This window comes from Methanosarcina sediminis (assembly GCF_052056915.1).
Lineage (GTDB): Archaea > Halobacteriota > Methanosarcinia > Methanosarcinales > Methanosarcinaceae > MTP4.
In genome coordinates, this window is the sequence record NZ_CP195119.1 from 1496443 (window position 1) to 1509972 (window position 13530).

At 47.4% G+C, this 13530-nt stretch carries 11 protein-coding genes; 8 read left to right on the plus strand and 3 right to left on the minus strand.

Annotation, left to right across the window (positions count from 1 at the left end):
- Positions 1 to 302: 302 nt before the first annotated feature.
- From ACSAZK_RS06215 to ACSAZK_RS06230, 4 genes are all read left to right on the plus strand, one after another.
- Positions 303 to 1607 carry a phenylacetate--CoA ligase family protein gene (locus tag ACSAZK_RS06215; RefSeq protein WP_440956506.1) on the plus strand — a complete coding sequence of 435 codons (1305 nt, stop codon included), beginning with the start codon at positions 303 to 305 and terminating at the stop codon, positions 1605 to 1607.
- Between the two features lie 616 nt (positions 1608 to 2223).
- Positions 2224 to 2661 carry an ACT domain-containing protein gene (locus tag ACSAZK_RS06220; protein ID WP_048182617.1) on the plus strand — a complete coding sequence of 146 codons (438 nt, stop codon included), beginning with the start codon at positions 2224 to 2226 and terminating at the stop codon, positions 2659 to 2661.
- Between the two features lie 380 nt (positions 2662 to 3041).
- Complete coding sequence (locus ACSAZK_RS06225) at positions 3042 to 3395, plus strand: DUF2103 domain-containing protein (RefSeq protein WP_440956507.1); 354 nt, start codon at positions 3042 to 3044, stop codon at positions 3393 to 3395.
- Between the two features lie 23 nt (positions 3396 to 3418).
- Positions 3419 to 4399, plus strand: a complete 981-nt coding sequence (locus ACSAZK_RS06230; protein WP_440956508.1) for a methanogenesis marker 12 protein — start codon at positions 3419 to 3421, stop codon at positions 4397 to 4399.
- A gap of 177 nt (positions 4400 to 4576) precedes the next feature.
- Here the strand turns inward: ACSAZK_RS06230 and ACSAZK_RS06235 are convergent, their stop codons facing one another.
- From ACSAZK_RS06235 to ACSAZK_RS06245, 3 genes are all read right to left on the minus strand, one after another.
- The gene (locus ACSAZK_RS06235; protein ID WP_440956509.1) at positions 4577 to 5152 is read right to left on the minus strand and encodes a TIGR00288 family NYN domain-containing protein; all 576 of its coding nucleotides are present in this window, start codon (positions 5150 to 5152) and stop codon (positions 4577 to 4579) included.
- A 442-nt stretch (positions 5153 to 5594) separates the two neighbouring features.
- Complete coding sequence (locus ACSAZK_RS06240; protein ID WP_440956510.1) at positions 5595 to 6017, minus strand: hypothetical protein; 423 nt, start codon at positions 6015 to 6017, stop codon at positions 5595 to 5597.
- On the minus strand, positions 6014 to 6682 hold the full coding sequence (locus ACSAZK_RS06245) for a rhomboid family intramembrane serine protease (RefSeq protein WP_440956511.1): 669 nt from the start codon (positions 6680 to 6682) through the stop codon (positions 6014 to 6016). The genes ACSAZK_RS06240 and ACSAZK_RS06245 overlap by 4 nt, the downstream gene beginning before the upstream one ends.
- Before the next feature lie 1606 nt (positions 6683 to 8288).
- Here ACSAZK_RS06245 and cdhA point away from each other — a divergent pair.
- The 4 genes from cdhA to ACSAZK_RS06265 are packed head-to-tail and all read left to right on the plus strand — an operon-like array spanning position 8289 to position 13459.
- Entirely contained in the window at positions 8289 to 10697 is a 2409-nt protein-coding gene (gene cdhA, locus ACSAZK_RS06250; protein WP_440956512.1) for a CO dehydrogenase/acetyl-CoA synthase complex subunit alpha, read from the plus strand.
- 2 nt (positions 10698 to 10699) lie between these two features.
- Entirely contained in the window at positions 10700 to 11212 is a 513-nt protein-coding gene (cdhB, locus tag ACSAZK_RS06255) for a CO dehydrogenase/acetyl-CoA synthase complex subunit epsilon (protein ID WP_440956513.1), read from the plus strand.
- A gap of 25 nt (positions 11213 to 11237) precedes the next feature.
- Positions 11238 to 12647: a CO dehydrogenase/CO-methylating acetyl-CoA synthase complex subunit beta gene (cdhC, locus tag ACSAZK_RS06260; protein ID WP_440956514.1), complete on the plus strand. Its 1410-nt coding sequence runs from the start codon at positions 11238 to 11240 to the stop codon at positions 12645 to 12647.
- Between the two features lie 50 nt (positions 12648 to 12697).
- Positions 12698 to 13459, plus strand: coding sequence for a nucleotide-binding protein (locus ACSAZK_RS06265; protein WP_440956515.1), 762 nt, complete (start codon positions 12698 to 12700; stop codon positions 13457 to 13459).
- Positions 13460 to 13530: the final 71 nt, after the last annotated feature.

Consider the following 13530-nt stretch of genomic DNA (forward strand, 5'->3'; position numbering starts at 1 on the left):
ATTTAAAACCCTTAGCAATTTTGGGCCCCTGAACAATTATTTTTTATATGAGAATCCAGCTTAATTCTCACAATGCCAGATCTACCGGAAATTAGTATCCGCCTGAAGGAAACCTGCCGCGGGGCACCAGAATATACTTAGGACGGCAGGCAAGGTATGAAGCTAGGGGAGAACTGGCATGAAAAAGCATGACCTGAAATGGACATGAAATGAAAAACATGACACGAAAAAAGCAGATTAAAAATAAAGGCCTGAAAAGTATAGCCTCAAACAAAGTTTAAAGAATACCGAGCGTGAAAAAAATGCCAGAATACTGGGATCCTGAAATCGAGACAATGCCTGTAGAGGAACTTCGAAAACTGCAGGAAGAGAAGCTGAAAACCCTTGTACACTACGTGTATGAGCACTCTCCTTTTTACCAGAAGAAATTTGACGAGCACGGCGTCCACCCGGACGACATCCGGACCCTTGAAGATGTCAGGAAATTACCATTTACATTTAAGCAGGATCTCAGAGACACCTATCCCACCGGAATGTTTTGCGTCCCCAACTCAAAACTCGTCCGTTTCCACGCATCATCCGGGACCACCGGAAAACCTACTGTTGTAGGATACACCCGCAACGATATCAACGAATGGGCTGAGTCCCTTGCCAGGGCTTTCACTTCCATAGGGGTTGGAAAGGAAGACGTCATCCAGATCAGCTACGGATACGGGCTCTTTACAGGAGGACTCGGGGTCCATTACGCCACCGAGAAGGTGGGTGCCACCGTCCTTCCCACAAGTTCCGGGAACACAGAGCGCCAGCTTGACCTGATGAGAGACCTGGGCTCGACGGTTATCGCCTGTACTCCCTCTTATTTCTCATACATGATCGAAGCCGCCAGGAAAGAAGGCTTCAGCATAAGGGACGATACCGGGATGAAAATAGGGATCTTCGGAGCAGAACCATGGTCAGAAGAACTCCGGGTCCGGATAGAGAAGGAATCCGGGATAAAAGCCTACGACATCTACGGGACTTCGGAACTAAGCGGCCCCCTTTTTACCGAATGCAAGGACCAGTGCGGGATCCACATCTGGGCGGACAAGTTCCTGGTGGAAATCCTTGACCCCGAAACAGGGGAACCCGTACCCGACGGGGAGACCGGGGAACTGGTAATCACCACTCTTACAAAAGAAGCCCTCCCCCTTATCCGCTATAAGGTACTGGACCTGACCAGAAAACTTTCCGAACCCTGTAAATGCGGAAGGACGCACCCGAGGATTACCCGCATCACCGGCCGCGTGGACGACATGCTTATCATCCGCGGAATTAACGTCTTCCCGGGACAGGTTGAATCCGTCCTGATGAAAATCCCCGAAGTCGGGAACCACTTCATGATCATAGTGGACAGGGCCGGAGAACTCGATGTCATGAAAGTCCAGATCGAGATGCACGAGTCTGCTTTCAGTGACCGGATGTCGGACATGATGGCCCTGGAGAAAAAGATCGCTTCCGCTCTGAAAGCGGTGCTGAATCTTGCAGTCCAGGTAGAACTTGTGGAACACGGTTTCCTCCCACGCTCCGAGGGCAAATCGAAGAAGGTCATCGACAACCGGAAAATCTGAAATCCGAAAGGCTAGAAGGGACCGGAAAGTTTCTTAAAAAGATTTGAAAAGGGATTCGGAGAGAAAATCCCGTAAAAAATCAAAGGAGACTCGAGCAAAAAGACTCGGGTAGAAAGATGTCTCTGCAGAAAAGAAATCCTGCAGGACTTATATTTCCCTTCTTTTCGGTTCCTTTTTAGCCCCTCTTTCCTGATTCTCGCACACATAAGTTTCCAAAATGTCAATATGTAAGTTTAAAATATACACAGCAACTTATATTATATTCTGGGAGAAGAAATATCCAAAATGTCAATATGTAAGTTTAAAATATACACAGCAACTTATATTATATTCTGGGAGAAGAAATTCCGAATAAAACTCCTTAACAGGTATGAGAGGGTCAGGATTATAAAAGACAGGGGCTTAAACAGGATTAAAGTAATATAATAAGGATAATAAGGGATTCGTAGGGATAATAAGGAATTCATAAGGTCGATAAGGATTCATGAGGATAATACGGATCCATAAGATCAAGAAGAATTCATAAAGTTAATGAAAGTCCAAAAAGAAGAATGTTCATAAAGTTAATAAAAATTTAAAAAAAATATTCAGGGATGTGAAGGATATGGGTGCTGAAATGGAAGACAAAGTCATAAAGCAGATTTCCCTTTTTGCGGAAAACAAACCTGGCAGACTTGCAAACGTAGCCAACAAGCTGAAAAGCACCGGAATAAATATAAGGGCCTTTACTATCGCGGAATCGGGTGACTTCGGGATTATCCGCATGGTGGTTGACAGGTCCGACTATGCCCACACCGTCCTCCACGACGCCGGGTTTACGGTTTCGGAGACTAACGTACTGGGGATCGAAATGGACGACGTTCCAGGCAGCATGTCCCGGATTGCAGAGGTTTTCGGAGAGGCAGAAATCAACCTGGACTATGCCTATGCCTTTGTCACCCGGCAACAAAAGGCCCTCCTCATCGTCAGGGTTAACGAAATAGAGCGGGCGATCAAGCTTCTGGAAGAACAAAATATCAAACTCGTCGGCATGAAAGAGCTTGAAAAAATCTGAAATTTAATGAAAACTGATTCCCGGAAAGGAAGTTGGTATTCCAGAAAAAAACTTTTTTAAACGAAAAAAGGAAAGAATCCAGAATCCTGAGACTGTATAATTGCTCCCGGCTTTCTGGAAAGCTCTCTATTTTTAGATAACCCGGATCTTACCCCCTGCAACTTATCACTCTTAATTCAGGATAAACATTTCATAGAGTAAACATATTATAAACGACCTTTTTTATGGGTTATCGACCCTTCAATTGTAATACTTCAATTGAATATACCCGCTAAATATAAAAAAGGATAAATAAGATAAGAAAGCCTGCAGTGGAACAAAAAACCCAAAAAGATGAACAACAAGGAAGAAGGCGTAAAAAGCCGGGCACTCCAATTACAATGACTGAAAGTGTTGAAATCTCACACGAAAGTGGAAAAAACTCCTTAAAAAGCAAACTTGGAGGAGCACACACCACCATTATCGGGGGGCGGACAGGAAAAAAGCTCGTGAGGATTGTAAGCCAGCACCCCGAAATAAAAAAAATCATTCCCTCAGTGATTTCCGTCAAAGGGACTGCAGGCGGAAAACTCTCCGGTAAAGTGCTGCGCTCCGATGCCAGGGGAAACCTGAGGATGCTTCTTTCGGAAGGGAGAAGTTTCCAGGAACTCAGGCTCGTAACAACAGTTGGGACAGCTGAAGAAGGGGATAGGATCATGAATGAATTAAACGAAATTTTAAAAGAGGCCCTCTAAGGCATTCAAGGAGAGATGGCTACTTGGCATTTATAGGGATTGACCACGGAACCACAGCAATGCGTTTTGCCCTGATAGAAGGAGAAGAAGTACGGACTTTTGAACTTGCCAGGGCTGAAGCGGCTGCCATGTCGGAAGAGGATGTACTTGCATCCGTAGAAAAGAATTTCGGCATTCGCCGCGTAGACATAGAGTTAATTGCCGCTACATATTCCATGGGAGACGGGTTTTCTACAGTAAAAGATATCCGTGCCCTGGAAGGAAGAGGGCTCCGGAGTCTGGAGGGGGCAGGGAAGAAAACAGGCGGAGGCACAAGGGTCTTTGATGCGGTCCGAAACTCCGGGATTCCGGCAGTGGCAATCCCCGGCATCCATACGGAAAGCCGGGTAGACCCCCGGATGAAAGTTTTTTCCCACCTCACAAGCCCGGAAAAGCTGGGAATAGCTTACCACATCAGATGCCTGGGCTGTGAGAATTTTGTGGTCTCCGACATCAGTTCCAATACTGTAACCCTCGCCGTCGCAGGAGGGAAACTCCTTGGGGCAATCGACGCCTGTATCTTTGCCCCGGGAGTGCACCACGGCCCCCTTGACCTGCAGGCAATCCGGGACGTGGACGCAGGAATTATAAGCGCAAACCAGGCATTCATAGAAGCCGGCACCCTGAAGATGACCCCCTATGAAGACCGGGAAGAAATGCTCGCAGCAGCCGAAAGAGGAGAGGCTCCCGCCCTGCTCGCCCTTGACACCATAGCCCTCTTTGCAGCTATGGAGATCGTCTCCATGCAGCTCCTCCTGAGGGACTATGGAGTTTCTGGAGAAGCCATCTTCCTTGCAGGTTCTGTAGGGGAAGTGGAGTATGTCCAAAAGAAGATAAGCAGGCACCTTGACCACGAGTGCCGCTGCCTCGGGAAATGGCATGCTGCGATCGGCTGTGCCGAGATTGCCAGGGACATTGCCGGAGGAGCGGAGCAGATCCTCGGCGTGGACGTGGAATATCCGTAAAAAAGAATGGCATGTGGCAGGGCACCCTTAATAGAAGATCCTGAAAACGAACAACCTTAAAGGAACCCATTAAAAGAGGATGAAGGATAAGGAAGAATCCGAAAGCGGACAAACTTAAAGGAAGATCCTGAAAACGGAGAAAAGAGAGAAAGGAAAAGAAAAAAGATCGGATCAGACTTATTCCGTGCTTTCTTCCTGTCCGTCGTCCGGGTACTTTTCGAGTTCCGAGGGATCCATATCCTCCGGGCCTTCGATTATGTCATAACCGCTCATACTGTCCTTGCTCATCAGGATGACGTAGTCTGCGGAATTCTTAAGCGCTGTGGAAAATCCGGGTTCTACCCCGAAAATAATCGTTTCTTTCCCGTGTTCATTCGCCTTGTTAAGGAGAGGTTTGAAATCCGCGTCCCGGGTTACAATCGCCAGGGTGTCAATGTTGGGGTTGTAGACAAGCTCCATGCCTTCCACTGCAAGACGGACGTCCACATCACTTGAACAGATGATGGGTTCAAGGCCATGGTTTTCGATTGCTTCCACCAGTTTGTCAGAGGCATACTGGTTAAGGAAAACCCTTCCGATCTTGATATTCCCATAATCTTTCAAAACATCCCTTATTTCTTCCAGGTTCACGTCGAACTCTTTCCTGAGAATGTTCGGACCATCCACCAGAAGGCCGATCTTCCTCCTACCGACCTCTTTTTTAGTGCGAAGGTACCTTGAAATCGAATCAAGTCCGCTTTTTACAGGTTTCATTATCGGTATCCTCTATAAATATTAAAAACTCCGGGACCGACAAACATCTTGCCTTCACATCAGGCGGATATTTCAGGGCAGCGCCATAGGAAAGAAAGCAAAACCGCTACATCCTCCTCAGGCCGCCCTGAATAATCACCTTCACACTTCAGCCCTGCCTTACACAGCTTCTAAAGCATTCAGTACGATTATTTTTAGTTTGCAGTCCCGATACCCGAATATTCGGATAACTATCCTTATAATATCTAATATTTTCTTTTATGTAGTAAAGATTTGCATCATCAGGTAATTCAGAACCTGAACCCCAGCCTTACCGTCCGAAATGGGGTCAGGACCAGGAGGCCCTTCATATAGGGATCGGAAATCCCGGAAACGTAAATCAACCCGCTAATGATGTAACGTAATATATAATTTTATGTGGAATAATATATAATTAATGGGATTATAATTTATCGGAAAAAAGACCATTTCTCACTTCCCGGAGAATATAAGGAGCCTCCTTTAATTCAAAGACATTTTCTGTTTTCCGTCCTTTTTTCTGCCGGAAGTATCTGATTTCCCCGAAGTTCCGGAGAAAAGTCTCATACACTTCCGTAAATTGCTCGAATTCCTCTACGGTGAGCTCAATTATTCCTTCCCGGCCTGCCAGCCAGTCATAGACCTTGAGAAGGACGACTTCTCTCACCCGCTTCAAACCCTCTGCTTCAGGCAGATTTTCAAAATAGAGGCTTTTTTTCAGGTCAGGAGACCAGGCTGCAAAGAACCTGCGAAAATCAACAACCTGGACAGGTATTTTCTCCCCCGGCTCGGGCCTGGGATAATAATGATTCTTTCCGGGGAGGAGCCCTGCCTCTTCCAGGCTCACCACCTTCCGGCATACCGGGGCCCCTTCCAGTACCTTTCCTGAATTTTCTTGATTCTGTAGCCCATGTAGAGCCCGACAAAAAGCCCACTCAGGTGAGCGATATGGGCCACCATGTCCGTTGAATGTATCATGAGGAAGTCGAGTCCGGCAAAGAGCACGAGGGCATTTTTCAATTTCATGGGAACAAAGTAGACATAGACACGTGAATCCGGCTCAAGCACCGCCAGGGCTGCAAAGACCCCGTAGATTGCTCCACTGGCTCCGACGATTGGGCTTGGGTAGATCCCGAAGATAGGCATGCTCATCAGGGCATGCCCCACTGCCGAGAGGATTCCTGCCGTAAAAAAGATCCCCAGAAGCTGCTTATTTCCGACCCTCTGTTCAAGAGCCCTTCCGATAAAGAACATGACAAGCATGTTAACAAATAGATGACTAATACCATTGTGCAGGAAGATGTAGGTCACAAGAGTCCATGGCCTGCTAAGGACATGGGAAGGGTCAAACCAGAAAGTCTGGTAATATAGGGACCCTATCCCCGGCATCAGCTCCACCATGAAAGAAAGTATACAGATGGCTATAATTGCCATGGAAGGGCTGGTTGACACCGAACGTTTTATCCTGTCCACCGTTCCGCCGGACCCATAAGGTGTGCTGTTTTGATACATGTTTCCTAATTCTCATTTATTTTTATATAGTATAAATCTACCTGAATGTGACAACTGAATAACAGAAATTCTTTCAGGAAATTCCATATAAAAGAACCCATACAGGGAGCCAGCATTTCAATACATTGAAAGGTCTGTCATAAAAAGGTTTGTAACAAACCCCTCAAAAGCCGTGAAATATCCCTCGAAGTCCGGACCCCGAATTTCTCTCAGGCAGGATAAGAAATTTTCGGGGTCAAAAAGCCCAATGCTTTGCCTGTAAAGCAGGAGAGCTTAAAACAGGAAAAATTCCCGGCTTCAACTCTGAAGAATGGAAATGCTTCCCGCCTAACCCCTGGCCTCTGATGCCCGAACAAATTTTGACCCAAACAACACCTGATACATATAACATATGTAAAACGCATAAGTGCCAGATACATAGAATAAACTGTACTTCAGAGTCTTACTACATAAACGTTGACACATATAATAGATACATCAAGTAAGATGTCTGTAACCATGCTGCAACTATTGATACATATTTTTGCCGGAATATTCTACGATAATCTATATGGGACTACCCTGGATAAATACATGTGGACATGCCATCAAAGCATTTCAAACGTACAGCTTGATTTCTGATGCATCGTTAGGGCTACCGGGCGCCCGGCCAGGTAACTGGGTGTCCGGAGAACACCAAACCCTTGCTATATTGTATCATACATTAATAGGATGAGTATATATATAAAACATATAAATTTATAAAAATATATAAAGGTTAGAAAATTAAGCTCGGATCTGATCAGGATTGGAGGTAAAACCGATTCACGGCGTTTACAGCGGGAAAAATGCCAGTTCCTTACTCATATATATAAATTATGGTAATTTCATTAGAACAAATTATATAGAAAACATGAAAATTAAGTGAAATGAATATATATGGAATGATAATACGATTTAAATTTATTCTAATTTAATATATATGTACGAATAAGAAATATTTGGAGAATTATTTACATCAAATGATAAATAATTAAAAGATCTACCGGAAAAAATAATACTATAATAAAAATTATTCATACTCAAACGTGGCTTTTTTGAAAATCATCATCATGCGGACTTGCACCCTGTAATCCATATTTACAAAACATTAATTTCCATACAGACAGAGAACGGACTTTTTGCACTTTGCCAATCCCGAAATAGGGTGTAACAAATTAGAAAATATTATATAGATTTGGCACATTTACACCGTTAATTAGTGTTTATTATCCATCGGTAGTGATCTCTTTCTAAAAATTCAGGTCACAATCGCTGGTAAAAACGGTTTTTAAGAGAAAAGGGCATAAAAACAGAGAATTTAGAAAAATAAAGCCCTAAAAACGAGTTTTGACCAAATATACTTCCAAAAAAACGTTTTAGTTGGGAAAAACGTTCAGTTAAGGGATGAATATTTGAAAAAAGCGATAAAAACGTTTTGCAATTAAGTTCGGACCAGACGATTGGAAATGTAAAGTTCAGAGCAAGATTTGTAATCTATAATCGTTAAGGATAGGCCGGACTATGTTATAATTTGCAATCGTTTCAGCGAAGTAGACTCAAAACAAATTTAGGAGGTAAAGCTCATATGAGCAAACTAACTACCGGGAGTTTTTCTATAGAAGACCTGGAATCCGTTCAGATCACAATCAACAACATTGTAGGGGCAGCCAAAGAGGCGGCTGAAGAAGAACTCGGTCCAATGGGCCCGACCCCTATGGCTGGCATAGCAGATTACAGGAGCTGGAACTTAACCCTGCTCGACCGCTATGAGCCTGTAGTCACCCCCATGTGCGACCAGTGTTGCTATTGTACCTATGGACCGTGTGATCTCTCAGGGAACAAGAGAGGAGCCTGTGGTATCGACCAGATGGGACACAATGGAAGGGAATTTTTCCTCCGTGTAATAACAGGAACTGCCTGTCATGCTGCCCACGGTCGCCACCTGCTTGACCATGTAATAGAAGTCTTTGGCGAAGACGTTCCTCTCAATCTTGGAGAATCAAACGTCCTGACCCCTAACGTCACAATCTGCACAGGGCTCTCTCCAAAGACCCTCGGAGAATGCAAGGCTCCAATGGAGTATGTTGAAGAACAGCTCACCCAGCTCCTTGCAACCATCCACGCAGGTCAGGAAGCCGCGGAAATCGACTATGACTCAAAAGCCCTCTTCAGCGGTAGCCTGGACCACGTCGGCATGGAAGTTTCCGATATCGCCCAGGTCACAGCATACGACTTCCCGAAAGCCGACCCAGAAGCCCCGCTTATTGAAATCGGAATGGGAACCATTGACAAGTCCAAGCCACTTATCGTTGCCATTGGGCACAACGTGGCCGGTGTAACCTACATCATGGACTACATGGAAGAAAACGACCTGATCGACAAGATGGAAATCGCAGGCATGTGCTGTACCGCGTTCGACATGACCAGGTACAAGGAAGCTGACAGGAGAGCCCCCTACGCTAAGATCGTCGGATCCCTGGCAAAGGAACTCAAGGTCATCCGCTCCGGGATGCCTGATGTCATTGTTGTGGATGAACAGTGTGTCCGTGGAGACGTCCTGGCAGAATCCCAGAAGCTCAAGATCCCTGTGATCGCTTCCAATGAAAAGATCATGAGTGGACTGCCTGACCGCACAGATGCCGATGTTGACGCAACCATCGAGGAACTCAAGTCAGGAGCAATCCCGGGTTGTGTGATGCTTGACTATGACAAACTCGGAGAACTCGTCCCAAAGCTTGCCAATATAATGGCTCCGATCCGTGACGCAGAAGGCATCACCGCAATTCCGACTGATGAGGAATTCAAAGCATACGTCGACAAGTGTGCAGATTGCGGAGCCTGCCTGCTGGCCTGCCCGGAGGAACTCGACATCCCCGAAGCCATGACATTTGCGAAGGATGGAGACTTCTCCTACCTTGAAGGTCTTCACGACATCTGTATCGGCTGCCGCCGCTGCGAACAGGTCTGTAAGAAGGAAATCCCAATCCTCAATGTGATTGAAAAGGCCGCACAGAAAGCAATTTCCCAGGAGATCGGCCTGGTAAGAGCTGGCAGAGGCCAGGCAAGTGACGCCGAAATCCGTGCGGAAGGCCTGAACCTCGTTATGGGTACAACCCCGGGTATCATCGCAATCATCGGATGTCCGAACTACCCCTCCGGAACCAAGGACGTCTATCTCATTGCCGAAGAATTCCTGAAGAGGAACTACCTGTTAGCAGTAAGTGGATGTTCCGCAATGGACATCGGTATGTTCAAAGATGAAGACGGCAAGACCCTCTACGAAAGGTACCCAGGTGGTTTCTATGGTGGCGGACTGCTTAACACCGGTTCCTGTGTGTCCAACGCTCACATCAGTGGAGCTGCTGAAAAGGTCGCTGGCATTTTTGCGAGCAGGGTCCTGGAAGGCAACCTGGCAGAAATTGCAGACTACACCCTTACCCGTGTGGGTGCCTGCGGACTTGCCTGGGGAGGATACTCCCAGAAAGCAGCCGCAATCGGAACCGGATGCAACATCTACGGTGTCCCTGCAGTGCTCGGACCTCACGGCTCCAAGTACAGGAGAGCCCTGATCGCCAAGAACTATGACGAGGAGAAGTGGAAAGTCTACGACGCCAGGAACGGTGAAGAGATGGCAATCCCACCAGCACCGGAATTCCTCCTGACCACCGCAGAGACCTGGCAGGAAGCAATCCCGATGATGGCAAAAGCCTGCATCCGCCCGTCTGACAACAACATGGGCAGATCCATCAAGCTGACTCACTGGATAGAGCTTTCCAAGAAGTACCTTGGTGTGGAGCCAGACGACTGGTGGAAGTTCGTCAGGAACGAAGCCGACCTCCCACTTGCCAAGCGTGAAGAGCTTCTCAAGAGACTTGAGTCAGAGCATGGATGGGAAATCGACTGGAAGAGGAAGAAGATCATCTCCGGTCCGAAGATCAAGTTCGACGTCTCGGCACAGCCCACTAACCTCAAGAGACTCTGCAAGGAGGCCTGAAAATGGTTGACACTACAAAGAACACCAAACTTTTCACGACCTACGGTGTGACCACCTCCAAGGCAACTACTCCTGAGATGGCAGCCAAGCTGATCAAAAAGGCAAAGAGGCCGCTTCTTGTTGTAGGAACCAAGATCCTTGACCCTGAACTTCTGGACCGTGCAGTAAAAATTGCACAGAAGGCAAACCTTCCAATTGCGGCCACTGGCAGCTCCATGCCTGGCTTTGTGGGCAAGGACGTGGATGCCAAGTACATCAACCTGCACCAGCTCGGATTCTATGTAACAGACGACGCATGGCCAGGGCTTGACGGAAACGGGACCTATGACACCCTCATCGTCCTGGGTCACATCAAGTACTATGTCAACCAGGTGCTTTCCGGAACCAAGAACTTCTCCGATGTAAAAGCAATTGCAATCGACAGAGGCTACATCCAGAATGCAACAATGTCCTTCGGGAACCTGAGCAAGGCAGATCACTACGCTGCCCTGGATGAATTAATCGACAACTTGTAAATTTAATTTAGGAGGCGAAGCATAAATGGCAGATGAATTCCCATTTGAAATTTCCCCAATGTATGAAGGTGAAAGAGTAAGAAAAGACGGTATGTTTGTTGAACTCGGTGGTCCCAAGTCCACGGGTCTGGAACTCGTTAGGGCAGCAGACATGGATGCGATTGAGGACGACAAGGTCACAATCGTCGGTCCCGACATCAAGGACATGGAAGAGGGCAAGACCTACCCCTGGGCAATGGTCTTTAACATCGCCGGAGAACTGGTAGAACCTGACCTCGAATCCGTTGTTGAAAGGCGTGTCCACGACTTCGTGAACTACTGCCAGGGTATCATGCACCTGAACCAGAGGTATGATGTCTGGATGAGGGTTTCCAAGGACACAGCCGCAAAGATCGACTCCCTTGAGGCCTTCGGTCAGGCAGTAATGATGCTCTTCAAGACCGAACTTCCCTTCATCGAGAAGATGCAGGCAACCTTCTACACCGACGAGGCAGCAGTCAAGGAACAGCTGGACAATGCAATGGACATCTTCAAAGCCAGAGACGCCAGGACCAAGGACCTCCACGATGAAGACGTTGATGTCTTCTACGGCTGCACTCTCTGCCAGGCATTTGCTCCGACCAGCGTCTGTGTGGTCTCCCCTGACAGGATTGCCCTCTGTGGTGCAATCAACTGGTTCGACGGCCGTGCTGCCGCAAAGGTAGACCCGGAAGGCCCGCAGTTCGAGCTGGCCAAGGGAGAATGTCTCGATGAACTCAGCGGTGAATACGCCGGAGTTAACGAGATTGCCAAGAAACTCTCCGGCGGAGAATTTGACAGGATCAAACTCCACTCTTTCTTCGAGTTCCCGCACACTTCCTGCGGCTGCTTCGAAGTTGTAGGGTTCTACATCCCAGAAGTCGACGGTATCGGCTGGATTAACAGGGAATTCCAGGGAATGTCCCCCAACGGACTCGGATTCTCAACAATGGCCGGTCAGACCGGTGGTGGGAAGCAGGTAGTCGGTTTCCTCGGTGTTGGTGTGAACTACTTCTACTCCCCCAAGTTCATCCAGGCTGACGGCGGATGGAACAGGGTTGTCTGGCTCCCCTCCACATTCAAGGAGAAGATTGCAGAAACCATCCCTGCTGACATCATCGACAAGATCGCAACCGAAGCAGATGCTCCTGACGTCGACGCCCTGAAAGCCTTCCTGCAGGAGAAGGACCACCCCGTAGTTGCAAACTGGGCAGCAGAAGAAGAGGAAGAAGAAGAGGAAGAAGAAGAGGAAGAAGCTGTTGCAGCAGCCCCAATGATGATGCCGGCAGCAGGCTTCCAGATGCCCGCAATGCCGATGGTCTCCGGTGGATCCGGCGGTGGAATCAAGCTGACATTCAAGAACGCAAAGATTTCCATCGACAAGATGATCATCAGCGAGAAGAAAGCAAAGAAGTGAGTGACACGCAGGTGCTCTAAAACAGAAAAACAATTACAAAGAGGTATTCTGTGACAAAAGTTATTGCAATAACGGGAAAAGGCGGGACAGGTAAAACAGCGGTAGCGGCTCTTTTGATCCGCTACCTTTCTAAAAATGACAACTTTTTACTTGCAGTTGACGCAGATGCGGATACGAACCTGCCAGAAACCCTGGGCTGTGAGGTTGTAAAGACCATCGGGGACGCAAAGGAGGCACTCCAGGAGGAGATTACAAAGCCGAAACCGGACCACCCCGACATGAATAAGGAATCGATACTCCAGAGTAAGATCTACGAGATTATTGAAGAGATGTCGGGTTACGATCTCCTGGTCATGGGCAGGCCCGAAGGTGCAGGCTGCTACTGTTATGTGAACAACCTGCTGCGGGGCATCATGGACAAATTAGTTGTCAACTATGATGTGGTGGTCATTGATACGGAAGCCGGACTCGAGCACTTCAGCCGGAAGATCATCAGGAACGTCGATAACCTGATTGTGGTGACAGACGCCTCCAGAAGGGGTTTCAGGACTGCTGAAAGGATTCATGAACTTGTGGATGAACTGGAATCGAACATTAGCAATATACATGTTATTGCAAACAAGGTCACAGATGCCAACCGCGATAAGATCGAAAAACTTGCCGGGGATCTAAAACTTGACCTTATAGGCATGGTCCCCCTGGACCCGAAAGTCGAGGAACTGGACATAGGGGGTATACCCCTCTCCGAACTCCCAGAGGATTCGGCTGCAGTGATTGAAATCGAAAAAATTGCAAAGAAACTGGGGTTCTAACCCCGGTTTCAAACAATTTTACGAACCTGTGGAACGCTGCAGGATGAAATGGGGTTCCGGGGATACTGGGC